Below are 26,889 nucleotides of genomic sequence, written 5' to 3'. Positions count from 1 at the left end.
AGGTACCTAGGTCGAGGGACTCACGTGGCAGAGGCGGAGCGCATCATCGGTACGCCGGAATCCCCGGGGGCGGGGGACGTCGGGCCGGAGCAGTCCGACCGGCGGGCGAAGGACGCGGCGGCGGCCGAGCGGCCACGGGGCAGGCGCCGTATCGCCGTGCTCTTCGGCGTGGCCGCGTTCGCGTACGTCCTCGACCTGGTCAGCAAGATGCTGGTCGTCGCCAAGCTGGAGCACCACCCGCCCATCGAGATCATCGGGGACTGGCTGAGGTTCGAGGCGATCCGCAACGCGGGCGCCGCCTTCGGTTTCGGCGAGGCCTTCACCGTGATCTTCACGGTGATCGCGGCCGCGGTGATCGTGGTGATCGCCCGGCTCGCCCGCAAGCTGTACAGCCTGCCCTGGGCGATCGCCCTCGGCCTGCTGCTCGGCGGGGCTCTCGGCAATCTCACCGACCGGATCTTCCGGGCGCCCGGTGTCTTCGAGGGTGCCGTCGTGGACTTCATCGCGCCCAAGCACTTCGCCGTGTTCAACCTCGCGGACTCCGCGATCGTGTGCGGCGGCATCCTGATCGTGCAGCTGTCGTTCCGGGGCCTGGACCCGGACGGGACCGTCCACAAGGACTGACCGCCCGCCGCGGACGGCCACGGGTTGTCCACAGGCCCGTGCGGGGCCGTCCGCCCCGTCCGGCATACTCGACGGGTGAGCACGATTCCCGAGATCCGTACCCTGCCCGTGCCGGACGGCCTGGAGGGCGAGCGCGTCGACGCCGTCATCTCCCGCATGTTCGGCTTCTCCCGTACGAAGGCGGCCGAGCTCGCCGCCGCGGGGAAGGTCACGGTCGACGGGTCGGTGGTCGGGAAGTCCGAGCGGGTGCACGGCGGGGCCTGGCTGGAGGTCGAGATGCCGCAGGCCCCCGCCCCCGTCCAGGTCGTCGCCGAGCCCGTCGAGGGCATGGAGATCGTCCATGACGACGACGACGTGGTCGTGATCGTCAAGCCCGTCGGCGTCGCCGCCCACCCCTCGCCGGGCTGGAGCGGACCGACGGTGATCGGCGGCCTGGCCGCCGCCGGCTACCGCATCTCCACCTCCGGCGCCGCCGAGCGCCAGGGCATCGTGCACCGGCTCGACGTGGGCACCTCCGGCCTCATGGTCGTCGCCAAGTCCGAGTACGCGTACACCTCGCTCAAGCGCCAGTTCAAGGAGCGCACGGTCGACAAGCGCTACCACACGCTCGTGCAGGGCCACCCCGATCCGACCAGCGGCACCATCGACGCGCCGATCGGCCGCCACCCGAACCACGACTACAAGTGGGCGGTCACCGCCGACGGCAAGCCGTCCGTCACGCACTACGACCTCGTCGAGGCGTTCCGGGCGGCCTCCCTGCTCGACGTGAAACTGGAGACGGGCCGCACCCACCAGATCCGCGTCCACATGGCCGCCCACCGGCACCCCTGCGTCGGCGACCTCACCTACGGCGCCGACCCGACGCTCGCCAAGCGGCTGCGGCTGACCCGCCAGTGGCTGCACGCCGTGCGGCTCGGCTTCGAGCACCCCGGGGACGGGCAGTGGGTGGAGTTCGCCAGCGACTACCCGGCCGACCTCCAGCAGGCCCTCGACCAGGTGCGCGAGGAGACCTGGGCGTGAGCGCCCCCGCGTACACCGTGCGGGTCGCCGAGGACCCCGCCGACCGCGAGGCGTGCTTCGCGGTGCGCAAGGAGGTCTTCGTCGCCGAGCAGGGCGTCCCGCCGGAGATCGAGTACGACGCCTACGACGCCGACGCGGTGCATGTGCTCGCGGTCCGCGAGGACGGGCTGCCGCTCGGGACCGGCCGGCTGCTGTACGGCGAGGCCGCCGCCGCCAAGACCGGCGGGGACCCCCTGGTGGGATCGCTGGGCCGGCTCGCCGTGACGAAGGAGGCCCGGGGCCTCGGCGTCGGCGCGGCCCTCGTGCGCGCCGTCGAGGACGCGGCCCGCGTGAGGAGACTCACGGCCGTCGACCTGCACGCGCAGACCCATGCCCTGGGTTTCTACGAGCGACTGGGGTACCTGGCGTACGGACCCGAGTTCCCCGACGCCGGGACACCCCACCGCGCGATGCGGCGCGCCCTGACCCGGTAGGACGCGAACGCGCTGGTGGGGCGCGCCGCGTGGCAGGCTTGAGGTCTGTCCCGTGGATGCCTACTCGTCGGAGCGCTGACCGTGGATCAGTTGGCCCTGCTGTTCGTGCTTTTGCTCGGGGCCCTGGTGAGCGTCCCGGTCGGAGACCGGGTCGGTCTGCCGGCGCCGGTGCTGATGACCCTGCTCGGGATCGTCCTCGCGCTGCTGGACTTCGTCCCCAACGTGGACGTCCCGCCCGACCTGATCCTGCCACTGCTGCTGCCGCCGCTGCTCTACGCCGCCGTACGGCGCACATCCTGGCGGCAGTTCGCGGCGAACGTACGTCCGATCTTCCTGCTCGCCGTGGCGCTGGTGTTCGTCACCACGGTGTGCGTGGCCGCGGTCGCGCAGGCGATCGTGCCGGGCCTGCCCATCGCCGCCGCCGTGGCGCTGGGCGCCCTCGTCGCACCGCCCGACCCGGTCGCGGCCACCGCCGTGGCGGGACAGCTCGGGCTGCCGCGCCGCCTGGTGTCCATCCTGGAGGGCGAGGGCCTGTTCAACGACGTCACGGCGATCGTGCTGTACCACGTGGCGATCGCCGCAGCCGTGAGCGGCACCTTCTCCCCGTGGCAGGCCGGACTCGACCTGGTCCTGTCCGCCGTGGTCGCGCTGGCCGTGGGACTCGCCCTCGGCTGGGGCGCCAACAAGCTGATGGACCTGCTGGGCGACCCCACCCTGCAGATCGGGCTCTCCCTGCTGGTGCCGTACGCCTCGTACGTGATGGCGGAGGAGCTGCACGGCTCCGGGGTGCTCGCGGTGCTCGTCACCGCGCTGTTCCTCGCCGAGTACGCCACCGACGCCGACGACGTGATGACCCGGCTGGCCGGGCACACCTTCTGGGACATCGTCGACACGCTGGTCACCGGGGTCGCCTTCGGCCTGGTGGGACTCGAACTGCACAACGCGCTGAGCACGGCGGCGGGGCGCTGGGGCGAGATGCTCACCTGGGCGGGCGCGGTGGTCGGGGTCGTCGTGGTGGTGCGGCTGCTGTACCTGCTGCCGGCCAGCCGGCTCGCCAAGCGGATGCACGCCAGACGGGACGTCGAGGAGGAGATCCCGATGACCTGGCGCGAGACCGTCGTCATGTGGTGGGCGGGGATGCGCGGGGTGGCGTCCGTGGCACTGGCGCTGGCCATCCCGCTGAAGACCGACGCGGGCTCCCCCTTCCCGGACCGGGACGAGATCATCTTCATCGCGTTCGGCGTGATCATGGCGACCCTCGTCCTCCAGGGGCTGACCCTGCCGTGGCTGGTCAGACGGCTCGGCGTGGAGGCCGACAGCGAACGGGAGAAGGAGTACGAGCGGTCGCTGGCGACCCGCGCGGCCAAGGCGGCCAAACGCAGACTGCGGGAGATCGAGGCCGTCGAGGACCTGCCCGACGAGCTGTCCGAGCAGATGCTGCGGCGGGCCCTGGAGATCGGGGTGCGTATCAGCCCCGACCTGGGCGAGGAGGAGCGCCGGGAGGCCCATCAGCAGCGGGTCAAGCGGCTGAAGCGGGTGCGGCGCATCCAGGGCGAACTGCTGAGCGCGGCCCGCCACGAGGTGCTCGCGGCCCGCACCGAGCCGGGGTCCGACCCCGAGGTGGTGGACCGGGTGCTGCGGCATCTGGACGTGCGCAGTCTGCGCTGATCCGCCCGCCGCGGCCCTGGGCTTCGTACCATCTGATCATGGCTCGCAACGTTGTCATCAGTGGAGGCGGTACGGGGATCGGGCTCGCGACGGCCCGGTTGTTCGCCGCGGACGGGGACCAGGTGCTGCTGCTCGGGCGGCGCTCCGAGGTCCTGGAACAGGCGGGAGTGCCCGGCGCCCTGACCTACGCGGCGGATCTGAGCAGGCCGCGCGGGGCGCGCGCCGTGGAGCGCTTCGTCGCCTCCGAGTTCGGCACCGTGGACGTGCTGATCCACAGCGCTGGCGGCTCGGGCGGGCTGGAACCCCGGGTGGAGAGCGACGAACCGCTCGACGTCGTCCTGCACGACTGGACGCTGAACTTCGGTCTGAACACGCTGACCGCCGCCCTGCTCACCGAGGCCCTCAAGGACCGGCTCGCCGACCCCGGCGGGCGGGTGCTGTTCCTCAGCTCCATCGCCGCCTTCCGCGGCTCGGGCAGCGGGGCGTACGCGGCGTCCAAGGCGGCGCTGCACCCGTACGCCCACGACCTGGCCCGGCAGTTGGGGCCGCGTGGGATCACCGTGAACGTCGTCGCCCCCGGATACATCGAGGACACCGGGTTCTTCGGCGACGCCATGAGCGAGGAGCGGCGCGCCCGGCTCGTCGCCGAGACGTCCGACGGGCGGGCCGGGACGCCCGGCGACGTGGCCGCGACGCTGCACTGGCTGGCGTCGCACGCCGCCGGCCACATCACCTCACAGGTCGTCCAGGTCAACGGCGGGGCCGAGCGCGGGCACTGAGGCCGTCAGGGGCGCTCGGCGCGCGCCGACGACTGCTGGCCGCGGGGGAGGGTGCGGCGGACGGGCGGGACGCGATGGGGGACCGGGAAGCCGGGCGGCAGCACCGCGTCCGCCGCGTTGACGCGGGGCAGCGCGTACGGATGACGCTCGGTCAGCCAGCGGATCAGCTGCTCGCGCACCGTGACCCGCACCGTCCACAGGTCGTCGGCGTCCTTCGCGGTGATCAGGGCGCGGACCTCCATCGTGGAGGGCGTGGAGTCGGTGACGACCAGGCCGTAGTCACGGCCGTCCCAGGCGGGGCACTCGCGGACGATGTCGCGGAGCTTCTCCCGCATCGCGTCCAGCGGCGCCGAGTGGTCGACGTGCAGATAGACGGTGCCGGTCATCTGGGGGCCGCCGCGCGACCAGTTCTCGAACGCCTTCGCCGTGAAGTACGACACCGGCATGGTGATCCGGCGCTCGTCCCAGGTCCGCACGGTCAGGAAGGTCAGCGTGATCTCCTCGACCGTGCCCCACTCCTCGTCCACGACGACCGTGTCCCCGATGCGGACCATGTCGCCGAAGGCGATCTGCAGGCCCGCGAACATGTTGCTCAGCGTGGACTGGGCGGCCACACCTGCGACGATGCCGAGGATGCCGGCCGAGGCCAGCAGCGAGGCGCCGGCCGCGCGGAACGCCGGGAACGTCAGCAGCATCGCGGCCGCCGCCACCACGCCGACGACCGCGGACACCACCCGCATGATCAGGGTCACCTGGGTGCGGACCCGGCGGACCCGCGCCGCGTCGTGGTGCGCGCGGGCGTAGCGGCTGTACGACGTCTCCACGACCGCGGCGGCGATCCGGATCGCCAGCCAGGCCGCCGCCCCTATCAGCACGAGGGTGAGCACCCGGCCCACGGCGACGTGGTGCTCCTGGAGCAGCCGGGACTCGTCGTAGGACCCTCTGAGCAGGGCCGTGCACAGCACGACCTGCCAGGGCACGCGGGCGCGGCGCAGCAGCCCCCACATCGGGGTCTCGCCGTGCCGTTCGTCGGCCTTGCGCATCAGCCGGTCGGTGGCCCACCCGATGAGCAGGGTGAGCAGGACCGAGCCGCCGATCACGAGCAGTGGGCGGAGTATCGTCTCCATCCCCCGAACGTAACCAGCCACCGGGGGGCCTGAACATCGAGACGGGTGAGGCGCTGGTCACGGTGTCGCCGGCCCGGCTGGCACCATGGCCTCATGAACATCATGCTGTTTCACTCGACCTATGGGCTCAGGCCCGCGGTGCGGCAGGCCGCGGACCGGCTGCGCGCCGCCGGACACGAGGTGTGGACGCCGGACCTCTTCGAAGGGCGCACCTTCGAGACGGTCGAGGAGGGCATGGAGTTCAACACGTCGATCGGCAAGGACGAGCTGCTGAAGCGGGCCGTGCTGGCCGCGGCCCCGTACTCGGACCGCGGGCTGGTCTACGCCGGGTTCTCGCTCGGCGCCTCGGTCGCGCAGACGCTGGCGCTCGGCGACGGCAAGGCCCGCGGGCTGCTGCTCCTGCACGGCACCTCGGACATCGCGGCGAACGCCTCCGTGGACGACCTGCCGGTGCAGCTGCACGTGGCCGAGCCGGACCCGTTCGAGACGGACGACTGGCTGAGCGCCTGGTACCTCCAGATGGGCCGGGCCGGCGCCGACGTCGAGGTCTACCGGTACGCGGGCGCCGGACACCTCTACACCGACCCGGACCTCCCGGACTACGACGAGGAGGCGGCCGAGACCACCTGGCGGGTGGCACTCGGCTTCCTGGAGACCCTCTAGACCTCGGTCACACCGGGTCGTACGTGCGCTCGACCTTCTGGGTGCCGTTGCGGGTGCGGTAGGAGCGGGTCCACTGGGACGTGGCGTCCCGATTCGCGCGGTCGGACACGACGTAGTAGTCCATCTGCGCGCGCTCGGCCGTGATGTCCAGGACCCCGTAGCCGTGCCGGTCGGTGTCGACCCAGTGGACGTGCCGGTTGGCGGCGCGGATGACCGGGGCGGCGATCGCCGAGACGGTGCCCTCGGGGACCTTGACGATGTCGTCCAGGTTGTCCGACGTCACCGAGGTGACGACGAACTCCGTGGCGGCGGAGGCGGACAGGGGGTAGGTGCCGGCGTCCACGGGGACGTCGTTCGCCCACGCCATGTGGATGTCGCCGGTGAGGAACACCGTGTTGCGGATCGCGTTCGACCGCAGGTGCGCGAGGAGTTCACGGCGGTCGTCCGTGTAGCCGTCCCACTGGTCGGGGTTGAGGGCGAGCCCCTCCTGCGGCAGGCCCAGCAGCTTGGCGAGCGGTTTGAGCAGGTCGGCGGAGAGGGAGCCGATCGCGAACGGCGAGATCATCACGGAGTTGCCGACGAGCCGCCAGGTCGTGTCCGAGGACTTCAGGCCCGCCTTCAGCCAGTCCAGTTGGGCGCGTCCGGTGAGCGTGCGGTCGGGGTCGTCGACCTCGCCGTCGCCGACGGAGACCTGCTGGGAACGGAACGAGCGCAGGTCGAGCAGGGACAGGTCGGCGAGCTTGCCGAAACGCAGCCGGCGGTAGGTGGTGCCGGCGATGGCCGGGCGCACCGGCATCCACTCGAAGTACGCCTGCTTGGCGGCGGCCTGCCGGGCCGCCCAGGCGCCCTCGGCACCCTCGGTGTGGTTCTCGGCGCCGCCCGACCAGGTGTCGTTGGCGAACTCGTGGTCGTCCCAGATCGCGACGACCGGGGCCTTGGCGTGCAGGGCCTGGAGGTCGGGGTCCGTCTTGTACGTGGCGTGGCGGACGCGGTAGTCGGCGAGGGTGACGATCTCGTGGGTGGGGGCGTGCGGGCGGACGACCTTGCCACGGGTGCCGTACGCGCCGGAGCCGTACTCGTAGATGTAGTCGCCGAGGTGGATCCAGGCGTCGAGGTCGCCGCGGGCCGCGAGGTGGCGGTACGGCGAGAAGTAGCCGGCCTCCCAGTTGGCGCAGGAGACGACGCCGAAGCGCAGGTTCGCCACCGGGGCGTCCGCCGCCGGCGCCGTGCGGGTGCGCGCCACCGGGGAGTCGGTGCCGCCGGCGGAGAAGCGGAACCAGTAGTCGGTGGCCGGTGACAGACCGCGTATGTCGGCCTTGACGGTGTGGTCGGAGGCCGCGGTCGCGGTGGTCGAGCCCCGGGCGACGACGTGCGTGAACCCCTTGTCCAGGGCGACGGTCCAGCTCACCGCGGTGTCCGGTCCGACCCCGGAGCCGGGCAGGGCGTCGGGCGTCGGTGTCACCCGGGTCCACAGCAGGACGCCGTCGGGCAGCGGGTCGCCGGAGGCGACACCGTGCAGGAAGGCGGGGGCCGCGTCGACGGCGCGAGCGGGCAGGGCGCCGGCGAGCGGGCCGGCCAGGACAGCCGTCGCCGCCGCGGCCTTGACGACCGAACGGCGGCGTGGACTGAGCGCGTTGTACTGATCGGGAGATCTGTATCGACTGGTCACAGCCGATCAGGTTACTGAGCGGTACTCGCGCGGACGGGCGAACTGACGAAAGTTCGCCCGCTTTTCAGCGCGATGTCAGTGACTCGGGGCGCCGAGGGCTCAGCCCTTGAGGGCCCCGTCGATGGCCTTGGTGTAGTCCTGGACGCTCATCGGGGTGTTCTTGCCGTCGCTGCCGGTGATCTTCTTGCCGTCCATGAGGAGCGTCGGCGTGCCCTGGAAGTTGTACTTCCCGCCGTCGGTGTCGAACTTCTCGCTCATGACCAGCGCCCACTTGTCGTAGGTGCCCTTCTTCACGGCCGTCTGGAACTGCTTGTTGTCCTTCAGGGCGTCGACCGTGTTCGCGACCTTGATCAGGTACGCGTCGTCCTTGAACTGGTCCTCGGTCTCGTCGGGGTGGTACTTCGTCGAGTACAGCGCCGTCTTGTACTCGAGGAACGCCTCCGGGCCGACGTTCAGGGCCGCTCCCAGCGCGCTGAGCGCGTTCTTGGAGCCCTCGCCCGGGACGTTGTTGTCGATGAAGGTCGCGCCGACGAACTGGATCTTGTACTTGCCGTCCTTCACGTCCTTGTCGACGGTCGAGCCGACCGTCTGCTCGAACTGGGCGCAGGCCGGGCAGCGCGGGTCCTCGTACATGACGAGCGTCTTCTTCGCGCTGTCCTCGCCGAGGACGACGGTCGTGCCGTTCTCGCCCGAGGCGTTGGCCGGCTTGACGAGCTTGTCGTCCTTGACGGCCTCCCAGTAACCGGGCTTGTTCGCCTGGACGACCGCGTAGCCGATGCCGCCCGCCGCCGCCAGGACGCCGACGACCGACGCGGCGACGATGATCTGGCGCCTGACCTTGGCGCGCTTGGCCTCGCGTTCGCGTTCGGCGCGCAGGCGCTCTCGGGCCGCCGACTTCGCCGCCTGGCTGTTCCGCTTGCTCATTGGGTGCTCTCCATGCATGGGGACGCGCACACGTCGTGTGCGGGATACGTACGGGTGGGCCGTATTGCTCGGAGCGCGTTCACGCGACGGTGAACGCGGGCGAGCACGGCGGTCCACGCCGTCCCAGGGAGTGCACGAGGAGCAGGAGGCGGGCGGAGGCCGCCCGGTGCGCCGGGCGCGGCAGGCGCCGGGCCGGCGCGGTCAGCCGGACCGTCACCGCCGCGACCGCCAGCAGCAGCGGCCGGAACGTGGTCGCGCCCACCGCGCACAGCAGCTGGGCCAGCGCCCGCTCGCCCCGGCGCAGCCAGGCCGCGGCGGCGAGGCCCACACCGACGTGGGCGGCGAGCAGGAACCAGGCGGTGGCCGGGTCCGCGTGGGCGAGGAGCCCGCCGAGCCGGTCCGGGGCGGTGCCGGTGACCTGGGCCAGCGGGGTGCCGACCTGGGTGCCGTCGCCGCACAGCACGTCCCAGCCGACGGAGGCCAGCGGGCCCGCGACCGGGCCGCCCGCCCTGCCGTAGCAGACGTGCTGCCCGGTGGTGAGGATCGTGTCGGCGGCCAGCTCCAGCGGGATCAGCAGGGCGGCGATCCGCCCGAAGCTGCGCTCCCGGCCGGCCAGCGCGTACGCCAGGGCGAACACGGCGGCCGCCAGCAGGGCCACCGTGTTCAGCGGCAGGGGCGCCCGGGACAGCAGGACGTGCGACGCCGTGCTCAGCGTCACCACGAGTGACGTGAACAGCGCCGCGCGTAGCGCTCGCAGCTGGGTCCCGGAGATGTCCATAACGAAAGAAGAGTGTGGCACGAAGGGCTGTAAGGGACCCCTAAAGGCTGACGGTGAGGGGCCTCGGGCGGCCGGTGGGCGACCCTTTCGTCACAGACCCGGGATCCGGCCGTTGCGGAACAGGTCCACGAAGATCTGGTGGTCGGCACGCGCGCGTGCCCCGTACTCGTGGGCGAAGGAGACCAGCAGCCCGGCGAAGCCGTCCTCGTCGGCGGCGATCGCCGCGTCGATGGCGCGCTCGGTGGAGAACGGCACCAGCGACTCGCCGGAGGTGTCGTCCGCCGCCGCGTGCATCGCCGCGGTGGCCCGGCCGAGGTCCGCGACGACCGCCGCGATCTCCTCCGGGTCGTCGATGTCGCTCCAGTCCAGGTCCACGGCGTACGGCGAGACCTCCGCGACCAGCTGGCCCGCGCCGTCCAGCTCCGTCCAGCCGAGCCAGGGGTCGGCGTGCGCCTGGAGGGCGCGCTGGGAGATCACCGTGCGGTGGCCCTCGTGCTGGAAGTACCCGGCGATCGCCGGATCCGTGATGTGCCGGGAGACGGCCGGGGTCTGGGCCTGCTTGATGTAGATCACCACATCGTTCTCCAGGGCGTCGCTGTGGCCCTCCAGCAGGATGTTGTACGACGGCAGCCCCGCCGAGCCGATCCCGATGCCGCGCCGCCCCACGACGTCCTTCACGCGGTAGGAGTCGGGGCGGGCCAGCGAGGCGTCCGGCAGCGTCTCCAGATAGCCGTCGAAGGCCGCGAGCACCTTGTACCGGGTGGCCGCGTCCAGCTCGACGGAACCGCCGCCGGGGGCGAAGCGCCGCTCGAAGTCGCGGATCTCCGTCATGGAGTCCAGCAGCTCGAAGCGGGTCAGCGAGCGGGCGGCGCGCAGGGCGCCCAGCAGCGGGCCCTCGGCGCTGTCCAGCGTGAACGGCGGCACCTCGTCGCTCTTGGCGCCGGCCGCGAGGGCGTGGATTCGCGCGCGGTAGGCGTCCGCGTAGATCCGCACCAGCTCGGTGATCTGGTCGTCGCTGAGCGCCTTGGCGTAGCCGATGAGGGCGACCGAGGCGGCGAAGCGCTTGAGGTCCCAGGTGAACGGGCCGACGTAGGCCTCGTCGAAGTCGTTGACGTTGAAGACCAGCCGGCCGTTGGAGTCCATGTACGTGCCGAAGTTCTCCGCGTGCAGGTCGCCGTGGATCCACACGCGCGAGGTGCGCTCGTCCAGGTACGGGCCGCCCCGCTTCTCCGCGTCCAGGTCCTGGTAGAAGAGGCACGCCGTGCCCCGGTAGAACGCGAAGGCCGAGGCCGCCATCTTCCGGAACTTCACGCGGAACGCGGCCGGGTCGGCGGCCAGGAGCTCGCCGAAGGCGGTGTCGAAGACGGCGAGGATCTCGTCGCCGCGCTGCTCGTCGTTGAGCTGGGGGACCGACATCGCTGGGTGCCTCCTGGTGCGTGTGTACGACAGCGTTTCCGTCGTATCGAACGGGCGGGCCCGCCGGAAAGTGCCCGCGGGCCCTCGGTGTGAAGGTACGCGGGGGAGACCCGTAGGTGTCAGTCCCGAGGCATAGACTTCGACGCTGTCCCCGGAAGTGTCCGCCCGCCTGTCACCGAGTGTTTTCCATGGAGGCCACGTCGTGTCCAAGCCGCCGTTCACGCACCTGCACGTCCACACCCAGTACTCGCTGCTGGACGGTGCCGCGCGGCTGAAGGACATGTTCGACGCGTGCAACGAGATGGGCATGACCCATATCGCCATGTCCGACCACGGCAACCTCCACGGGGCGTACGACTTCTTCCACTCCGCGCAGAAGGCCGGGATCACCCCGATCATCGGGATCGAGGCGTATGTCGCCCCCGAGTCCCGGCGCAACAAGCGCAAGATCCAGTGGGGCCAGCCGCACCAGAAGCGGGACGACGTCTCCGGCTCCGGTGGTTACACCCACAAGACGATGTGGGCCGTGAACAGCACGGGGCTGCACAACCTCTTCCGTCTCTCCTCCGACGCCTACGCCGAGGGCTGGCTGCAGAAGTGGCCCCGGATGGACAAGGAGACCATCTCCCAGTGGTCCGAGGGGATCGTCGCCTCCACCGGCTGCCCCTCCGGAGAGGTGCAGACCCGGCTGCGGCTCGGCCAGTTCGACGAGGCGCTCAAGGCCGCCGCCGACTACCAGGACATCTTCGGCAAGGACCGGTACTTCCTGGAGCTGATGGACCACGGCATCGACATCGAGCACCGGGTCCGCGACGGCCTGCTGGAGATCGGCAGGAAGCTCGGCATCCCGCCGCTGGTCACCAACGACTCGCACTACACGTACGCGCACGAGGCGACCGCCCACGACGCCCTGCTGTGCATCCAGACCGGCAAGAACCTCTCCGACCCGGACCGCTTCAAGTTCGACGGCACCGGCTACTACCTGAAGTCCACGGACGAGATGTACGCCATCGACTCCTCGGACGCCTGGCAGGAGGGCTGCGCCAACACGCTGCTGGTCGCCGAGATGGTCGACACCACGGGCATGTTCGAGAAGCGCGACCTGATGCCCAAGTTCGACATCCCCGAGGGCTACACCGAGGTCACCTGGTTCAAGGAGGAGGTCCGCCGGGGCATGGAGCGCCGCTACCCCGGCGGCATCCCCGAGGACCGGCAGAGGCAGGCCGACTACGAGATGGACGTCATCATCTCGATGGGCTTCCCCGGCTACTTCCTCGTCGTGGCCGACTTCATCATGTGGGCGAAGAACAACGGCATCGCGGTCGGCCCCGGCCGAGGCTCCGCGGCCGGTTCGATCGTCGCCTACGCGATGGGCATCACCGACCTCGACCCCATCCCGCACGGCCTGATCTTCGAGCGGTTCCTCAACCCCGAGCGCATCTCCATGCCCGATGTCGACATCGACTTCGACGAGCGCCGGCGCGTCGAGGTGATCCGGTACGTGACGGAGAAGTACGGCGCCGACAAGGTCGCCATGATCGGCACCTACGGCACCATCAAGGCCAAGAACGCGATCAAGGACTCCGCGCGCGTGCTGGGCTACCCGTACGCGATGGGCGACCGCATCACCAAGGCCATGCCCGCCGACGTCCTCGGCAAGGGCATCCCGCTCTCCGGCATCACCGACCCGAACCACCCCCGGTACTCGGAGGCGGGCGAGGTCCGCGCGATGTACGAGAACGAACCGGACGTGAAGAAGGTCATCGACACCGCGCGCGGCGTGGAGGGCCTGGTCCGGCAGATGGGCGTGCACGCCGCCGGCGTGATCATGTCCAGCGAGACCATCACCGAGCACGTGCCCGTCTGGGTCCGGCACACCGACGGCGTGACCATCACGCAGTGGGACTACCCGAGCTGCGAGTCGCTCGGCCTGCTGAAGATGGACTTCCTCGGCCTGCGGAACCTGACGATCATGGACGACGCCGTGAAGATGGTGAAGTCCAACAAGGGGATCGACATCGATCTCCTGAGCCTCCCGCTGGACGACCCCACGACCTTCGAACTGCTCCAGCGCGGCGACACCCTCGGCGTCTTCCAGTTCGACGGCGGCCCCATGCGCTCCCTGCTGCGCCTGATGAAGCCGGACAACTTCGAAGACATCTCCGCCGTGTCGGCCCTGTACCGCCCGGGCCCCATGGGCATGAACTCCCACACGAACTACGCGCTGCGCAAGAACAAGCAGCAGGAGATCACGCCGATCCACCCGGAGCTGGAGGAGCCGCTGCGGGAGGTCCTGGACGTCACCCACGGCCTGATCGTCTACCAGGAGCAGGTGCAGAAGGCCGCCCAGATCATCGCCGGGTACTCGCTCGGCGAGGCCGACATCCTCCGCCGCGTGATGGGCAAGAAGAAGCCCGAGGAACTGGCGAAGAACTTCACGATCTTCCAGACCGGTGCCCGCAAGAACGGTTACAGCGACGAGGCGATCCAGGCCCTGTGGGACGTGCTGGTCCCGTTCGCGGGCTACGCGTTCAACAAGGCGCACTCGGCCGCGTACGGCCTGGTGTCGTACTGGACCGCCTACCTCAAGGCGAACCACCCGGCCGAGTACATGGCCGCGCTGCTCACGTCCGTCAAGGACGACAAGGACAAGTCGGCGATCTACCTCAACGAGTGCCGCCGCATGGGCATCCGCGTGCTCCCGCCGAACGTGAACGAGTCGGTGCACAACTTCGCCGCCCAGGGCGACGACGTGATCCTCTTCGGCCTCGAGGCCGTCCGCAACGTCGGCACCAACGTCGTCGAGTCCATCATCAAGAGCCGCAAGGCGAAGGGGAAGTACTCCTCCTTCCCCGACTACCTCGACAAGATCGACGCGGCCGCCTGCAACAAGCGGACCACCGAGTCGCTGATCAAGGCGGGCGCGTTCGACAGCCTCGGGCACACCCGCAAGGGCCTCACCGCCCACTTCGAGCCGATGATCGACAACGTGGTGGCGGTCAAGCGCAAGGAGGCCGAGGGCCAGTTCGACCTCTTCGGCGGGATGGGCGAGGAGCAGGGCGACGAACCGGGCTTCGGCCTCGACGTCACCTTCACCGACGACGAGTGGGACAAGACCTATCTGCTCGCCCAGGAGCGGGAGATGCTCGGTCTGTACGTCTCCGACCACCCGCTCTTCGGCCTGGAGCACGTGCTGTCCGACAAGGCCGACGCGGGCATCTCCCAGCTCACCGGCGGCGAGCACGCGGACGGCGCGGTCGTCACCATCGGCGGCATCATCTCGGGCCTGCAGCGCAAGATGACCAAGCAGGGCAACGCCTGGGCGATCGCCACGGTCGAGGACCTCGCGGGCTCCATCGAGTGCATGTTCTTCCCGGCGACCTACCAGCTCGTGTCCACCCAACTCGTCGAGGACGCGGTCGTGTTCGTCAAGGGCCGGCTCGACAAGCGCGAGGACGTGCCGCGGCTCGTCGCGATGGAGCTCCAGGTCCCCGACCTGTCCAACGCGGGCGCCAACGCGCCGGTGATCCTCACCATCCCGGCGATGAAGGTGACCCCGCCGATGGTCAGCCGGCTCGGCGAGATCCTCAGCCACCACAGGGGCGAGAGCGAGGTCCGCATCAAGCTCCAGGGCCCGACCAAGACGACGGTGCTGCGTCTCGACCGGCACCGGGTGAAGCCCGATCCGGCGCTGTTCGGCGATCTCAAGGTGCTGCTCGGCCCCTCCTGCCTGGCCGGCTGAGCGGTCACCCGCAGCCGTACGAAAGGGGCGCGTCCCGCACGGGACGCGCCCCTTCGTCGTGTCCGGGTCTCAACAACCCTTACGCAGATCTCAGTTGTGGCCGAAGCGCTTCTGCCGGCCCTTGCGGGCGATGTCGCCCGGGCTCGCCTGCGCGAGCGTGGGCTCCGACGGCGACTCCATCACCGTGGTCTCGCTCTGCCGGGCACCACGCGCGGACTGGGGCTGCTTACGGTCCTGCTTCTTGTTCTTGGCCATGGTGATCTGCCTCCTGTGGGGGATCTAGGGGCCAGGGCCGGGACCAGATTCACATAGGCTGACAAAGAGCGCATGTCGGATAATTACCCTGTGTAGTGGCGGTTGTCGGGGCGCCCGTATCGCCGAGGCACCGGCCCGATCCGCCGAAACGCCACGCCGAAGATCGAGTTCGGCCCGTTAACCCCCGTACGGTCGGGCAGACTCGAAGGAAGCCTGAAGCAAACCTCCCGGGAAGAGGGTGAGTCGTGTGGACCGCTGCATCGTCCTGGTGGACGCCGGGTATCTGCTGGGGGCCGCCGCCAGCCTGCTCGCCGGGGAACCCTCCCGGTCCCGGATCAGCGTCGACCACGCCGCCCTCATCCAGGCGTTGCGCCAACGCGCCGAGTCGGACACCCAGCAGCCCCTGCTGCGCATCTACTGGTTCGACGGTGCCCCCGACCGCGTCCCGCAGCCCGAACACCGCCGGCTGCGCGTGATGCCGCGGGTCACCGTCCGGCTGGGCGCCCTGACCCGCAGCGACGGCCGCTGGGCGCAGAAGGGCGTGGACGCCGCGATGCACGCCGAACTCACCGAACTCGCCCGCAACCGCGCCTGCTCCGACGTGGTGCTGGTCACCGGCGACGGGGACCTGCTGCCGGGCATGATGGCCGCCAAGGAGCACGGGGTCGCCGTCCACCTGTGGGCCGTGCAGGCCGCCGACGGCGACTACAACCAGTCCGAGGACCTGGTCGCCGAGGCGGACGAACGGCGGGTGCTCGACCGCGCCTGGATCACCCAGGCCGTACGCGCCAAGGAGTTCAACGGCGTGTGCGCGCCGGCGCCGGTGCCCCGTCCGGAGATCGCCGCGATCCTGTCCGCGCCCCTGCCGGACTCCGCACTCGGCGCGACGACCGAGCGCCCCTCCGAGGAGCCCGAGCACGGCCCGGCCGCCGACGCGGACACCCGCGCCCCCGATCGGGTCCCGGCGCCCAAGGGCGTCCCCACCCCGAAGGACCTCGCCGCCCTGCGCGCGCCCGGCGTCCAGACCGCCCAGCACCCGGCGAGCGCCACCCTGCGCTGGTCCTCGGACAGGGGCTGGGTCGACCGTCCCGGCGCCACGTCCGAACCGCCCGAGATCGCCTCCATGCCGACCCTCGCGCAGCTCACCACCGCCGAGCAGCGCTGGGCGGACCGCGAGGAGGACATCACGACGGTCGGCGGCGACCCGTACGAGGTCGGGCAGGTCTTCGCGCGCCGGTGGATGGGACGGCTGGGGGAGCAGGGGCACCTGCAGAAGCTGTCCTCGATGTACCCGCGCATCCCGCACCGGATCGACGGCGAGCTGCTGCGGTACGCGGCCCGCTTCGGGCTGCTCGCCCACAAGGACGACCAGATCGACGAGCACGACCGGTACGCGATCCGCGCCGGGTTCTGGCGCGAGATCGACGTACGGACGGCGGAACACGCGTCCGCCGGGGACTGAGCCCCGCCCCGCCGTGGCCCGCGCGCCCGGCGTGCCCGACGCGGCGGCGAACAGGCGATCGGCCGCGACCGGCCGCCCCGGGGACGGATCGGGCACCCGGACCCCGTACCCTCTTGCCTTGTGAGTACGCGCGCGGGACAGGCACTTCGGCACGGTGGTGACGTCGTGTGTGCCGTGCGCGGGCTGACCAAGACCTACCCGGCGGTCCGGGGGCGGCGCGGAGCGCCCGGCACCCCCGCGCTGCGGGCCACCGACGACGTCCGGCTCGACATCGCCCAGGGCGAGATCTTCGGGCTGCTCGGACCCAACGGAGCCGGCAAGACCACCCTCGTACGGCAGCTGACCGGGCTGATGCGGCCCGACTCCGGCAGCGTCGAGATCCTCGGGCACGACATCGTGCGCCACCCCGAGCGGGCCGCGCGGATCCTCGCCTACCTCGGCCAGGAGTCGTCGGCCCTGGACGAGCTGACCGTGTCCCTCGCCGCCGAGACCACCGGGCGGCTGCGCGGCCTGGACGTCCGGCGGGCCCGGGCCGAGCGGGACGCCGTCCTCGACGAACTGGGGCTCGCCCCGATCGCCGGCCGCCCCCTGAAGAAGCTCTCCGGAGGGCAGCGGCGGCTGGCCTGCTTCGCCGCCGCGCTGGTGGGGGAGCGGCCGCTGCTCGTCCTGGACGAGCCGACCACCGGCATGGACCCGGTGGCCCGGCGGGCCGTGTGGTCGGCCGTGGACCGCCGCCGGGCCGAACGGGGCACCACCGTGCTGCTCGTCACCCACAACGTCATCGAGGCCGAGACCGTCCTCGACCGGGTCGCCGTCCTCGACCGGGGCCGGGTCATCGCCTGCGACACACCGTCCGGCCTCAAGGAACGCGTCGCGGGCGAGGTCCGCGTCGAGCTGCTGTGGCGGGAGCGGGCGCCCCTGGAGGTGCCCGAGGTCGCCGCGCTCCGGGACCGCGCCCTCGAGTCCGGCCGCCGCTGGACCCTGCGGCTCGCCCCCGAGGAGGCCCGCACGGTGGTCGCCACCGTCACCGGCGGGGCCGCCTTCGCCGCGCTCGACGACTTCACGCTCGCCACGCCCAGCCTGGAGGACGTCTACCTGGCGCTGGGCGGTGCCGCGCGGAAGGGACTGGTGAAGGCGTGAGCACGCGGACCCCCGCATCCGTACAGGACGCCGTACGCGTCAGGGCCACCGTTGTCTCGATCCCCCGTGCGAAAGGGAGCAGCGCCACGTGAGTGTCGTACCCGCCGAGGTTCTGCCGGGTGGCGCCCTGGCCGCGGACGAGACGTCCGGCCGGGCCCCGGCCGAGCTCGGGCCGCGCGCACGGCTGGTGCCGTCGCTGTGCGCCGTGTACCGGGCCCAGCTGTCCCGGGCGCGGGTCGCGCGCATCCCGCTGCTGTTCGTGGCGACCTTCCAGTCGGTCGGCATCATGATCCTGATGCGCGGCGTCGTCGACGGCGGGACCGAGGCGCAGGCCGTGGTGGCCGGCTCGTCGGTGCTGGTCGTCGCCTTCGTCGCGCTGAACCTGCTCGCCCAGTACTTCGGGCAGCTGCGCGCCAGCGGCGGACTCGACCACTACGCCACGCTTCCCGTGCCGCCCGCGGCCGTGGTGCTCGGCGCGGCCGGCGCGTACGCCTCCTTCACGGTGCCGGGGACCGTGGTGACCGCGGTGTCCGGCTGCCTGCTGTTCGGTCTGCCGATGACCCATCTGTGGATCCTCGTCGCGGTGATCCCGCTCGCCGGAGCCGCGCTCGCCGGGCTCGGCGCCGCCCTCGGCCTGCTCGCGCCGCGCCCCGAGCTGGCCACGCTGCTCGGGCAGCTCGGGATGTCGGCGGCGCTGCTGCTGGGCGTCCTGCCCGCCGACCGGATGCCCGAGGTGGTCCGGTTCACCCGCGACCTGCTCCCCTCGACCTACGGCGTGGAGGCGTTCGCGCGGACCTTCGGGGAGCGGCCCTCCTGGGCGTTCGTCCTCGGTGACCTGGCCGTGTGCGCGGTGGTCGGCGTCGTCTCGCTGGCCGTCGCCACCTGGGCCTACCGCCGGGCGGCCGTCCGGTGACGCGCCCCACCCGGCGGCCTGGCACGATGGCAGGGTGACCGCTCCGCTGACTCCTCCCCCGCCGCCGCGTGACCCGTCCTCCCCCGGGGGGTGGGGGCCGCCCGCTGCCGGGTACACGGCCGCCGTGCCGCACGACGCCATATCCGACGCCGCCGGCGGCCCGCAGGGCTCGCCCGGCCCGTACGGCGCGCCGGGCTCGTACGGACAGGACGGTCCCGGCATGAAGACCGAACTGCGCGAGGGCGCCGTAATCACCGTGGTGGTCGCGCTCCTCGGCGCGCTGCTGGGGGTTCTGTGGTGGCGGCTGGCGCCCAGCGTGCCGCTCGTGGGGGACGTCGTCGACAACGGCTGGGTCGTGTACTTCAAGGACTCCGAGGGCGAGCAGGCCATCGGGGTGGACGGCACGTTCACGCTGCTCGCGCTCGCCTTCGGCCTGGTGAGCGCCGTGGCCGCGTTCCTGTGGCGGCGGCGCGGCGGTGTGCCGCTGGTGGTGGGGCTGGCCCTGGGCGGCTTCCTCGGGTCGCTGCTGGCCTGGCGGATCGGGGTCTGGCTCGGCCCCACGGATAACGTCATCGCCCACGCCAAGGCGGTGGGCAAGGGCGTCACCTTCTCGGCGCCGCTGCAGCTGGGCGCGAAGGGGGCCTGGCTGGCCTGGCCGCTCGCGGCCCTGGTGGTGCACCTCGGGCTGACGGCGCTGTTCGGCCCGCGGGAGCCGGACCCGTATCAGCAGCAGCCCCCGCAGGGGCAGGCGAAGGACGCCCACGGCACACCCGCGGCCTGAGGCCCAGGAGGTGGCCGGTCCCCCGAGCGTGGACCGTCACGTCACGCCGGGCGGTGTCCGTGGTTCGAACGGTCCTTCCTGATACGCCACTTCCGCTTGCGCGTCCTCTTCGGCACGTCTTCCGTACTCGGCGTACTCGACGTGCTCGACGTATGCGACCGAGGACGGCCCCGCTGCCGAGGGCTCACGCACGCCCGACGGGAGCGAGGACCGCGCCGGTGAGCGCCGCCAGGTCGCCGGGGGAGAGCTCGACCTCCAGGCCCCGGCGACCCGCCGAGACGCAGATGGTGTCGTGGTCCGAGGCGGAGGCGTCCAGGACCGTGGGCAGCTTCTTGCGCTGGCCCAGCGGGGAGATGCCGCCCCGCACATAGCCGGTCGTGCGCTCGGCGAGCGCCGGGTCCGCCATGGCGGCGCGCTTGCCGCCGACCGCCGCCGCCAGCGCCTTGAGGTCCAGCTGACCCGCCACCGGGACGACCGCGACGGTCAGGGCGCCGTCCACGTCCGCGACCAGCGTCTTGAAGACCCGGTCCGGTGAGACGCCCATCGCCTGCGCGGCCTCCTCGCCGTACGAGGGGTGCGCGGGGTCGTGCTCGTAGGAGTGGACGGTGTACGCGACACCGGCCGCGGTCAGCGCGACCGTGGCCGGCGTACCGCCCGGCTGCTGCTTCTTCGACTTCTTCGCCATCGGTGGCCGTTCCCCAGGGTGGTGCGTCAGTTGAGGCTGGTCGGTCCGCGGGTCAGGTCCGACGCCGGGAGCGAGGGCAGGGTACGGATGATCGAGGTCTCGGCGCGAAGGAGTTTCAGCTCGTCGCGCAGCCGGGACGCGGTGTCCGGGGCCTGGAGCAGCCGCTGCTTCGTCGGGGTGTCCAGCATCATGGCGGCGGCCACCAGATAGGACACGACCGACGGCTGCTCCGGCAGGTCGGCGGTGGTGGACACGGACCGCTCGCGGGCGCCGGCGAGACGTTTCTGGTACTGCCGGAAGGCCCGCAGCACGCCTTCCGCGAGAGCTCCCGCCTCGTCACCCGGCTCCTCCGTGAGCTCCTCCAGCTCGGCCGTCAGGAAAGGGCCGGAGGCGTCCACGGAGACGAGCCGCACCCGGGTCGTGCCCGTCGCCAGCACCTCGAACGTGCCGTCGGCCCGCTCGCGGATCGTCGCCGCGTCCGCGACGCACCCCACGGAGTGGAAGGCCTGGAGCGGGTCGGGCCCGAAGCCCGCGGCGGGGCCGCGCTCGGGCACGGCGGTGGGATCGGGCATCCCGGGGGCGCTCGCCGCCACCTCGTGGCCGTCGCGGATGGCGACCACGGCGAAGCGGCGCGGATCCTCCTCGGGGGTTTTCAGGAGCTCGCGCATCATGGCGCGGTACCGCTCCTCGAAGACGTTCAGCGGCAGGACGAGCCCGGGGAAGAGCACCGAGTTCAGGGGGAAGAGCGGAAGGCGGACGGTCACGGCGCCAAAGCCTAGTGGTCGCGCCGTCCGGCGCGTCCGGCGCGCCCACCTGGTGGATGTCCGGAGCGCTCCGGGGCCGTGACGGAGCCCACGTGCCGTCGGACCTGGTGGCGTACCTCCAGGAAGCGGCTCAGCGGATCCTCCGCGAACCGGCTCCACGGGTAGGACGTGGCGTACGGCCCGATCAGCCGCAGCTGGTCCAGGGCGTCGTCCCAGCGGCCGAGCTCGACCAGGACGTACGTGAGCTTGTTGCGCACCGCGGCCGGCCACGGGTCGGCCGCCGGGAACCGGGCCGACAGCGCGACCGCCCGGTCGGCCGCCGCGTGCAGCCGCTCCGGGGGCACACCGGGGCCGCACCCGTCGTGCAGGTAGGCGAGCGCCGCCCGGGCGGGCAGCGCCTGGACGAGGGAGTCGGCGGGGGAGTCCTGGGCGGCCCGGTCGGCGAAGTCCAGGCACTCCCGGTGGGAGCCGTGCCAGGAGGAGGCCAGATAGCGCAGGGCGGCGACATGGCAGCCGTAGTGCAGCGGCGCGCGGCGCAGGGCCGCCTCCCACAGCTCCCCGAAGTAGGTGTGCCCGGCGCGGGAGCCGCGCGCGTGGTCCAGGGCGAGCCGCCAGGGCACCGGGTCGCGGTCGTCGGCCCGGGCGGCGGCGGTGATCAGCGGACTCACGCCGCGCAGCAGCTCGGCCCGGGCCGGGGACCGCCAGGCGTGGTCCACGGCGAGCTGGGCGCGCAGCAGCAGGACGTCCGGGTCGTCCGGCGCGGCCGCGTACCAGTCCTGCACCCACTCCGGCCGGGAGCGGGCGAAGGCGGCCAGACGCAGGACGTACCGGTCGCGGTCCTCCCACCGCCGGTGCGCGCGGGTGGCGGCGAGCAGGTCCGCCGCGGTGCGGTGGGATCCCTGCCCGGCCGCGACCAGCGCGGGGCCGAGGCGGTCGTCGGGCGCGTCGAGGAGCACCTCGTCGTCGGCGGGGAGCCCGGCGGCGGGGTGCTGCGCTGAGGGCCTGGGCGTCCGTGACGCCCGGCCGAACGGAAGCGGCAGAGCCATGGTGTCGACCATTGAAAGTCCGCAGCTCACGCCCGCGCCAGAGGGAACGGCCAAGACGGCGAAAGTTGTATCCCGGCAGGTCAAGAACCGGTAAAGGTCAAGTGTTCAACAACAGTCGGACATCCATGAAATCAGCTCATCGGTCACACAAATCCCCACATCACTCAGAGCCCCGCCCAGGCCTCAGTTGCGGCGCAGCGTCCGGGTCGCCCCCGCCGCCACGGTCGTCGCGAGGATCCAGCCCAGCAGGATCATCGCCGCAGCCAGCCACTGCCAGACGCCCCTGAGCTGCCAGAACCCCACCTGCCCCAGATCGATCACCGGCAGCAGCAGGTCCAGCGCGAACAGCGTCGGGTTCCATGCCGGGTGCTCGCCGCCCTTGAGCGGCGGATGGTCGGCGTACCCGAAGGCCACCGAGCCCGCCGCCCACAGGATCGCCATCCACACCGCGGCCCGTCCGGGCCGATAACCGTAGGCGACCATCCAGTCCTGGACGTACCCCCACAGCTTCCCGGCGGGCGGCAGCGTCTCGCGCCGCCGGCGCTGCTTGGCGAGCAGCACCTCGCGCGCGTCCTCGTCCTCCCCGCCCGCCCGCAGCACGGAGGCCAGCAGCTCGTACGGCTCCGGGTTGTACTCGGCGGTCGCGGCGGCCACCCACTCCAGCCGCCGCTCCAGCGGGAACGGGCCGCGCGGCACCAGGTTCTCGTAGCCGAAGCCGCCCATGTGCAGCAGCCCCGGCCCCGGCCAGGCGTCCGCCCGGTCCATCAGGTTGACCACCCGCGCCCCCGACAGCACCACCCGGCCGCGCTCCATCCGCTCCCCGAGGAAGCGCAGCTCCGGCGTCTGGATGCGGCGCATCGACAGCTCCTGCTCGTCCGTGAAGACGAACCGGGCCCGCTCCAGGTCGACCGCGTCCCCGAACCGCCCGTCGTCCAGCCGCACCCCGCCCCGGCACTCGAACCGCTGCACCCGCGTCCCGCGCGCGGGGGTGCGCCCGCTCAGCAGCGGACTGCCGATCCCCGCCGGGGTCAGGTACAGGGTCCGCCCGACGGTCAGCTGCGGCGCGTTCAGCGCGAGCCGGGTGTACGGGTTGACCAGCCGCGCCCCGCGCAGGCTCAGCGACACGCCGATGCTCGCGCCGCGCAGACTCAGCTCGCCGTGCGACTCCAGCATCTCCGCCTGGAGGTCCTGGCCGACGCTCATGCCGTCCCCGGCGATCGAACGGCCGCTGCGGTCCCGGTACACCACCGCCTGGCTGAGCAGCAGATCCGTGCCTATGTGCGCGTCCGTGATCCGCACCCCGTTGTGGAAGCGGCAGCGCGGCAGATGCAGATCGCCCTCGGTGTGCACCCGCGCCGCCTCCAGGCGCGGCACCGAGCAGTCCACCAGCCGCAGCGTGGTGAACCGGGCCTCCGGCAGCAGGACCTCCCGCTCGAAGCGGCAGCCCCGCATCTCGACGTACGGGTGCACGGTGCCGCCCGCCAGGTCCAGTGCGCCGCTGACCTGCACCCCCACCAGCTTCAGCGAGGAGACCCGGCCCGCCAGCGCCCGCGGCCCGTCCAGCAGCAGCCAGCACACGATGCGGGCCCGCACGGTCCGCTCCTCGCCCCAGGGGTGCCCGCCGTGCGGATCGTCGACGACCGTGTCGCCGCTGCTCAGGTCGTACACGCTGCCGTTGCGGAACGCCTGCCACATCCCGGCCTCGGCGGCGGTCAGATCGTCCGGCAGGTCCCCGTCCCGGATGCCGGCCCCCTCGGTCACGTCCTTCTCATCCTCCTCGGCTACTCGCGAGTCGGTGGCCCCGTACCACCGTCATGCCCGCTGAGTGACGCCCCGAACGCAAGACGTGAAGGGGATCTTCCGGGTTCCCGGGACACTCTGTATCAGCCATTGATACGCGTCCACGGGGCCGGACGCGGGTCTGAGAGAATTGGGTACGTGATCTCCCGAATCGATCTGCGCGGCGACGCCCTTCCCGAGGGCCCCGCCCTGCGCGACCTGCTGCCCCGAGCCGACTTCGACGTGGCGGCCGCCCTGGAGAAGGTGCGTCCGATCTGCGAGGCCGTGCATCATCGGGGCGACGCGGCGCTGATCGACTTCGCCGAGAAGTTCGACGGAGTCCGGCTCGACCAGGTGCGGGTCCCCGCGGAGGCCCTCGACAAGGCCCTCGCGGAGCTCGACCCGGCCGTGCGCGCGGCCCTGGAGGAGTCCATCCGCCGCGCCCGGCTCGTCCACCGCGAGCAGCGCCGCACCGCGCACACCACCCAGGTCGTCCCCGGCGGCTCGGTCACCGAGAAATGGGTGCCCGTCGACCGCGTCGGCCTGTACGCGCCCGGCGGCCGCTCGGTCTACCCGTCCTCCGTGATCATGAACGCCGTCCCGGCCCAGGAGGCCGGCGTCGAGTCGATCGCGCTCGCCTCACCGGCCCAGGCCGAGTTCGGCGGGCTGCCGCACCCCACGATCCTCGCCGCCTGCGCGCTGCTCGGCGTCGACGAGGTGTACGCGGCCGGCGGCGCCACCGCCGTCGCGATGTTCGCGCACGGCACCGAGTCCTGCCCGCCCGCGAAGATGGTCACCGGCCCCGGCAACATCTGGGTCGCCGCCGCCAAGCGCTACTTCACCGGCAGGATCGGCATCGACGCCGAGGCCGGCCCCACCGAGATCGCGATCCTCGCGGACTCCACGGCCGACCCGGTGCACGTCGCCTCCGACCTGATCAGCCAGGCCGAGCACGACCCGCTGGCCGCCGCCGTCCTCGTCACCGACTCCGTGGAGCTCGCGGACGCGGTGGAGAAGGAACTGGAGCCGCAGGTCGCGGCCACCAAGCACATCGACGACCGGATCGTGCCGGCCCTGAAGGGCAAGCAGTCCGCCATCGTCCTCGTCGACGGCGTCGACGAGGGCCTGCGGGTCGTCGACGCGTACGGCGCCGAGCACCTGGAGATCCAGACCGCCGACGCCGCGGCCGTCGCGGACCGCGTGCGCAACGCCGGCGCGATCTTCATCGGCCCCTGGGCGCCGGTCTCCCTCGGCGACTACGCGGCCGGTTCCAACCACGTCCTGCCCACCGGCGGCTGCGCCTGCCACTCCTCGGGCCTGTCCGTCCAGTCCTTCCTGCGGGGCATCCACATCGTGGACTACACGCGCGACGCGCTCGCCGAGGTCGCGCACCACGTCGTCACCCTGGCGGAGGCGGAGGACCTGCCGGCACACGGCGCGGCGGTCAAGGCACGGTTCGGCTGGAAGGTACCCGAGAGCAAGTGACCGACATCGACGACCTGCCCGTACGGGACGAGCTGCGCGGCAAGTCCCCCTACGGAGCGCCCCAGCTGGACGTCCCCGTACGGCTCAACACCAACGAGAACCCCTACCCGCTGCCCGAGGCGCTGGTCGAGCGGATCATCGAGCGCGTCCGCGAGGCCGCCCGCGACCTCAACCGCTACCCCGACCGGGACGCCGTCGAGCTGCGCACCCGGCTCGCCGCCTACCTCAGCGACACCTCCGGCCACCCGGTGGGCCTCGCCAACGTCTGGGCGGCCAACGGCTCCAACGAGGTCATCCAGCAACTGCTGCAGACCTTCGGCGGACCCGGCCGCACCGCGATCGGCTTCGAGCCGTCGTACTCGATGCACACGCTCATCGCGCGCGGCACCGGCACCGGCTGGATCTCCGGGCCGCGCAACGAGGACTTCACCATCGACCTCGCCGCCGCCGGGAAGGCCATCGCCGAGCACCGGCCCGACGTCGTCTTCATCACCACCCCCAACAACCCCACCGGCAACGCGGTCCCGCGCGAGACCGTCCTCGCCCTGTACGAGGCCGCGCAGGCGGCGAAGCCGTCGATGGTCGTGGTCGACGAGGCGTACGTCGAGTTCAGCCACGGCGACTCGCTGCTGCCGCTGATCGAGGGCCGGCCCCACCTGGTCGTGTCCCGGACCATGTCCAAGGCGTTCGGCGCCGCCGGCCTGCGCCTCGGCTACCTCGCCGCCGACCCCGCCGTGGTCGACGCCGTCCAGCTCGTCCGCCTGCCGTACCACCTGTCGGCCGTCACTCAGGCGACCGCCCTGGCCGCCCTGGAACACACCGGCACGCTGCTGAAGTACGTCGAGCAGCTGAAGGCCGAGCGCGACCGGCTGGTGACCGAACTGCTCGCCATCGGCTACGAGGTCACCGCCTCGGACGCCAACTTCGTGCAGTTCGGACGCTTCGACGACGCGCACGCCGTCTGGCGGCAGATCCTCGACCGGGGCGTCCTGGTCCGGGACAACGGCGTGCCCGGCTGGCTGCGGGTCACCGCCGGCACCCCCGAAGAGAACGACGCGTTCCTCGACGCGGTCCGTGAAATGAAGAAGGAGCAGAGCTCATGAGCCGCGTAGGACGCGTGGAGCGGGTGACGAAGGAGACCTCGGTCCTCGTCGAGATCGACCTCGACGGGTCCGGCAAGGTCGACGTGGCGACCGGCGTCGGCTTCTACGACCACATGCTCGACCAGCTCGGCCGCCACGGCCTGTTCGACCTCACGGTCAAGACCGAGGGCGACCTGCACATCGACTCCCACCACACCATCGAGGACACCGCCCTCGCGCTGGGCGCCGCCTTCAAACAGGCCCTCGGCGACAAGGTGGGCATCTACCGCTTCGGCAACTGCACGGTCCCGCTGGACGAGTCCCTCGCCCAGGTCACCGTCGACCTCTCCGGCCGTCCCTACCTCGTGCACACCGAGCCCGAGAACATGGCGCCGATGATCGGCGAGTACGACACCACGATGACCCGGCACATCCTGGAGTCGTTCGTCGCGCAGGCCCAGATCGCGCTGCACGTGCACGTGCCCTACGGACGCAACGCCCACCACATCGTGGAGTGCCAGTTCAAGGCCCTCGCCCGCGCCCTGCGCTACGCCTCCGAGCGCGACCCGCGCGCGGCCGGCATCCTGCCGTCGACGAAGGGCGCGCTGTAACCC

At 71.9% G+C, this 26,889-nt stretch carries 24 protein-coding genes; 14 read left to right on the top strand and 10 right to left on the bottom strand.

Annotated features, from left to right (window positions below; translation table 11 throughout):
- Nucleotides 1-24: 24 nt before the first annotated feature.
- The 5 genes from lspA to ACFRAC_RS13870 all read left to right on the top strand — a co-directional run bounded on the left by lspA (nucleotide 25) and on the right by ACFRAC_RS13870 (nucleotide 4,564).
- Nucleotides 25-624 (top strand): signal peptidase II, encoded by a 600-nt coding sequence (lspA, locus tag ACFRAC_RS13890; protein ID WP_382924105.1) that lies wholly within the window; start codon nucleotides 25-27, stop codon nucleotides 622-624.
- 75 nt (nucleotides 625-699) lie between these two features.
- Nucleotides 700-1,644, top strand: a complete 945-nt coding sequence (locus ACFRAC_RS13885) for an RluA family pseudouridine synthase (RefSeq protein ID WP_361342751.1) — start codon at nucleotides 700-702, stop codon at nucleotides 1,642-1,644.
- On the top strand, nucleotides 1,641-2,117 hold the full coding sequence (locus tag ACFRAC_RS13880) for a GNAT family N-acetyltransferase (protein WP_382924104.1): 477 nt from the start codon (nucleotides 1,641-1,643) through the stop codon (nucleotides 2,115-2,117). The genes ACFRAC_RS13885 and ACFRAC_RS13880 overlap by 4 nt, the downstream gene beginning before the upstream one ends.
- 81 nt (nucleotides 2,118-2,198) lie before the next feature.
- Nucleotides 2,199-3,785, top strand: a complete 1,587-nt coding sequence (locus ACFRAC_RS13875) for a Na+/H+ antiporter (protein WP_382924103.1) — start codon at nucleotides 2,199-2,201, stop codon at nucleotides 3,783-3,785.
- Between the two features lie 38 nt (nucleotides 3,786-3,823).
- Complete coding sequence (locus tag ACFRAC_RS13870; protein ID WP_382924102.1) at nucleotides 3,824-4,564, top strand: SDR family NAD(P)-dependent oxidoreductase; 741 nt, start codon at nucleotides 3,824-3,826, stop codon at nucleotides 4,562-4,564.
- A gap of 5 nt (nucleotides 4,565-4,569) precedes the next feature.
- On the opposite strand, the gene ACFRAC_RS13865 is transcribed toward ACFRAC_RS13870, so the two are convergent.
- Nucleotides 4,570-5,691: a mechanosensitive ion channel family protein gene (locus tag ACFRAC_RS13865; protein ID WP_382924101.1), complete on the bottom strand. Its 1,122-nt coding sequence runs from the start codon at nucleotides 5,689-5,691 to the stop codon at nucleotides 4,570-4,572.
- A 93-nt stretch (nucleotides 5,692-5,784) separates the two neighbouring features.
- Between ACFRAC_RS13865 and ACFRAC_RS13860 the strand changes: the two genes are divergently transcribed.
- Nucleotides 5,785-6,354, top strand: a complete 570-nt coding sequence (locus ACFRAC_RS13860) for a dienelactone hydrolase family protein (protein WP_382924100.1) — start codon at nucleotides 5,785-5,787, stop codon at nucleotides 6,352-6,354.
- Between the two features lie 7 nt (nucleotides 6,355-6,361).
- Here the strand turns inward: ACFRAC_RS13860 and ACFRAC_RS13855 are convergent, their stop codons facing one another.
- The 4 genes from ACFRAC_RS13855 to ACFRAC_RS13840 all read right to left on the bottom strand — a co-directional run bounded on the left by ACFRAC_RS13855 (nucleotide 6,362) and on the right by ACFRAC_RS13840 (nucleotide 11,141).
- Nucleotides 6,362-8,023 carry an alkaline phosphatase D family protein gene (locus tag ACFRAC_RS13855; protein WP_382924099.1) on the bottom strand — a complete coding sequence of 554 codons (1,662 nt, stop codon included), beginning with the start codon at nucleotides 8,021-8,023 and terminating at the stop codon, nucleotides 6,362-6,364.
- Nucleotides 8,024-8,122: 99 nt separating this feature from the next.
- Nucleotides 8,123-8,947: a thioredoxin domain-containing protein gene (locus ACFRAC_RS13850; RefSeq protein WP_382924098.1), complete on the bottom strand. Its 825-nt coding sequence runs from the start codon at nucleotides 8,945-8,947 to the stop codon at nucleotides 8,123-8,125.
- A 79-nt stretch (nucleotides 8,948-9,026) separates the two neighbouring features.
- A complete protein-coding gene (locus tag ACFRAC_RS13845; RefSeq protein ID WP_382924097.1) occupies nucleotides 9,027-9,725 on the bottom strand; it encodes a hypothetical protein in 699 nt (232 codons plus the stop codon).
- Nucleotides 9,726-9,815: 90 nt separating this feature from the next.
- Nucleotides 9,816-11,141, bottom strand: a complete 1,326-nt coding sequence (locus ACFRAC_RS13840) for a DUF2252 domain-containing protein (protein WP_382924096.1) — start codon at nucleotides 11,139-11,141, stop codon at nucleotides 9,816-9,818.
- 202 nt (nucleotides 11,142-11,343) lie between these two features.
- On the opposite strand from ACFRAC_RS13840, the gene dnaE reads away from it, so the two are divergent.
- Complete coding sequence (gene dnaE, locus ACFRAC_RS13835; RefSeq protein WP_382924095.1) at nucleotides 11,344-14,883, top strand: DNA polymerase III subunit alpha; 3,540 nt, start codon at nucleotides 11,344-11,346, stop codon at nucleotides 14,881-14,883.
- A gap of 90 nt (nucleotides 14,884-14,973) precedes the next feature.
- Here dnaE and ACFRAC_RS13830 read toward each other — a convergent pair whose 3' ends face one another.
- Nucleotides 14,974-15,138: a hypothetical protein gene (locus ACFRAC_RS13830; RefSeq protein ID WP_382924094.1), complete on the bottom strand. Its 165-nt coding sequence runs from the start codon at nucleotides 15,136-15,138 to the stop codon at nucleotides 14,974-14,976.
- A gap of 247 nt (nucleotides 15,139-15,385) precedes the next feature.
- Between ACFRAC_RS13830 and ACFRAC_RS13825 the strand changes: the two genes are divergently transcribed.
- From ACFRAC_RS13825 to ACFRAC_RS13810, 4 genes are all read left to right on the top strand, one after another.
- Nucleotides 15,386-16,600: an NYN domain-containing protein gene (locus tag ACFRAC_RS13825; RefSeq protein WP_382924093.1), complete on the top strand. Its 1,215-nt coding sequence runs from the start codon at nucleotides 15,386-15,388 to the stop codon at nucleotides 16,598-16,600.
- A 165-nt stretch (nucleotides 16,601-16,765) separates the two neighbouring features.
- Nucleotides 16,766-17,740, top strand: coding sequence for an ABC transporter ATP-binding protein (locus ACFRAC_RS13820; protein WP_382924186.1), 975 nt, complete (start codon nucleotides 16,766-16,768; stop codon nucleotides 17,738-17,740).
- Nucleotides 17,741-17,828: 88 nt separating this feature from the next.
- On the top strand, nucleotides 17,829-18,653 hold the full coding sequence (locus ACFRAC_RS13815) for an ABC transporter permease (RefSeq protein WP_382924092.1): 825 nt from the start codon (nucleotides 17,829-17,831) through the stop codon (nucleotides 18,651-18,653).
- A gap of 34 nt (nucleotides 18,654-18,687) precedes the next feature.
- Nucleotides 18,688-19,434, top strand: a complete 747-nt coding sequence (locus ACFRAC_RS13810; RefSeq protein WP_382924091.1) for a hypothetical protein — start codon at nucleotides 18,688-18,690, stop codon at nucleotides 19,432-19,434.
- 184 nt (nucleotides 19,435-19,618) lie between these two features.
- Here the strand turns inward: ACFRAC_RS13810 and ybaK are convergent, their stop codons facing one another.
- The 4 genes from ybaK to ACFRAC_RS13790 form a co-directional block, all read right to left on the bottom strand.
- On the bottom strand, nucleotides 19,619-20,119 hold the full coding sequence (gene ybaK / locus ACFRAC_RS13805; RefSeq protein ID WP_361342791.1) for a Cys-tRNA(Pro) deacylase: 501 nt from the start codon (nucleotides 20,117-20,119) through the stop codon (nucleotides 19,619-19,621).
- Between the two features lie 26 nt (nucleotides 20,120-20,145).
- Nucleotides 20,146-20,883: an LON peptidase substrate-binding domain-containing protein gene (locus ACFRAC_RS13800; protein ID WP_382924090.1), complete on the bottom strand. Its 738-nt coding sequence runs from the start codon at nucleotides 20,881-20,883 to the stop codon at nucleotides 20,146-20,148.
- Nucleotides 20,884-20,894: 11 nt separating this feature from the next.
- A complete protein-coding gene (locus ACFRAC_RS13795) occupies nucleotides 20,895-21,941 on the bottom strand; it encodes a hypothetical protein (RefSeq protein ID WP_382924089.1) in 1,047 nt (348 codons plus the stop codon).
- A gap of 171 nt (nucleotides 21,942-22,112) precedes the next feature.
- The gene (locus ACFRAC_RS13790; RefSeq protein WP_382924088.1) at nucleotides 22,113-23,690 is read right to left on the bottom strand and encodes an oxidoreductase; all 1,578 of its coding nucleotides are present in this window, start codon (nucleotides 23,688-23,690) and stop codon (nucleotides 22,113-22,115) included.
- Nucleotides 23,691-23,867: 177 nt separating this feature from the next.
- Between ACFRAC_RS13790 and hisD the strand changes: the two genes are divergently transcribed.
- Genes hisD through hisB form a run of 3 tightly spaced genes read left to right on the top strand, consistent with a single transcriptional unit; the run spans nucleotide 23,868 to nucleotide 26,886 of the window.
- Nucleotides 23,868-25,193: a histidinol dehydrogenase gene (gene hisD / locus ACFRAC_RS13785; RefSeq protein WP_382924087.1), complete on the top strand. Its 1,326-nt coding sequence runs from the start codon at nucleotides 23,868-23,870 to the stop codon at nucleotides 25,191-25,193.
- The gene (locus ACFRAC_RS13780; RefSeq protein WP_382924086.1) at nucleotides 25,190-26,296 is read left to right on the top strand and encodes a histidinol-phosphate transaminase; all 1,107 of its coding nucleotides are present in this window, start codon (nucleotides 25,190-25,192) and stop codon (nucleotides 26,294-26,296) included. Before hisD ends, ACFRAC_RS13780 begins: the two co-directional genes overlap by 4 nt.
- Nucleotides 26,293-26,886, top strand: coding sequence for an imidazoleglycerol-phosphate dehydratase HisB (gene hisB / locus ACFRAC_RS13775; RefSeq protein WP_079309625.1), 594 nt, complete (start codon nucleotides 26,293-26,295; stop codon nucleotides 26,884-26,886). The genes ACFRAC_RS13780 and hisB overlap by 4 nt, the downstream gene beginning before the upstream one ends.
- The last annotated feature ends 3 nt before the right edge of the window (nucleotides 26,887-26,889 follow it).

This window comes from Streptomyces sp. NPDC056628, assembly GCF_042792555.1.
Lineage (GTDB): Bacteria > Actinomycetota > Actinomycetes > Streptomycetales > Streptomycetaceae > Streptomyces.
The sequence above is the reverse complement of the archived record's forward strand: the minus strand, read 5'-3'. Positions and strand labels throughout refer to the sequence as shown.

Excerpts from the sequence above, each read along its gene's own strand:
- ACFRAC_RS13795 (WP_382924089.1), bottom strand. The coding sequence starts at position 21,941 with ATGGTCGACACCATGGCTCTGCCGCTTCCGTTCGGCCGGGCGTCACGG.
- ACFRAC_RS13850 (WP_382924098.1), bottom strand. The coding sequence starts at position 8,947 with ATGAGCAAGCGGAACAGCCAGGCGGCGAAGTCGGCGGCCCGAGAGCGC.
- hisB (WP_079309625.1), top strand. The coding sequence starts at position 26,293 with ATGAGCCGCGTAGGACGCGTGGAGCGGGTGACGAAGGAGACCTCGGTC.
- ACFRAC_RS13840 (WP_382924096.1), bottom strand. The coding sequence starts at position 11,141 with ATGTCGGTCCCCCAGCTCAACGACGAGCAGCGCGGCGACGAGATCCTC.
- ACFRAC_RS13860 (WP_382924100.1), top strand. The coding sequence starts at position 5,785 with ATGAACATCATGCTGTTTCACTCGACCTATGGGCTCAGGCCCGCGGTG.
- ACFRAC_RS13865 (WP_382924101.1), bottom strand. The coding sequence starts at position 5,691 with ATGGAGACGATACTCCGCCCACTGCTCGTGATCGGCGGCTCGGTCCTG.
- ybaK (WP_361342791.1), bottom strand. The coding sequence starts at position 20,119 with ATGGCGAAGAAGTCGAAGAAGCAGCAGCCGGGCGGTACGCCGGCCACG.
- ACFRAC_RS13830 (WP_382924094.1), bottom strand. The coding sequence starts at position 15,138 with ATGGCCAAGAACAAGAAGCAGGACCGTAAGCAGCCCCAGTCCGCGCGT.
- ACFRAC_RS13870 (WP_382924102.1), top strand. The coding sequence starts at position 3,824 with ATGGCTCGCAACGTTGTCATCAGTGGAGGCGGTACGGGGATCGGGCTC.
- ACFRAC_RS13845 (WP_382924097.1), bottom strand. The coding sequence starts at position 9,725 with ATGGACATCTCCGGGACCCAGCTGCGAGCGCTACGCGCGGCGCTGTTC.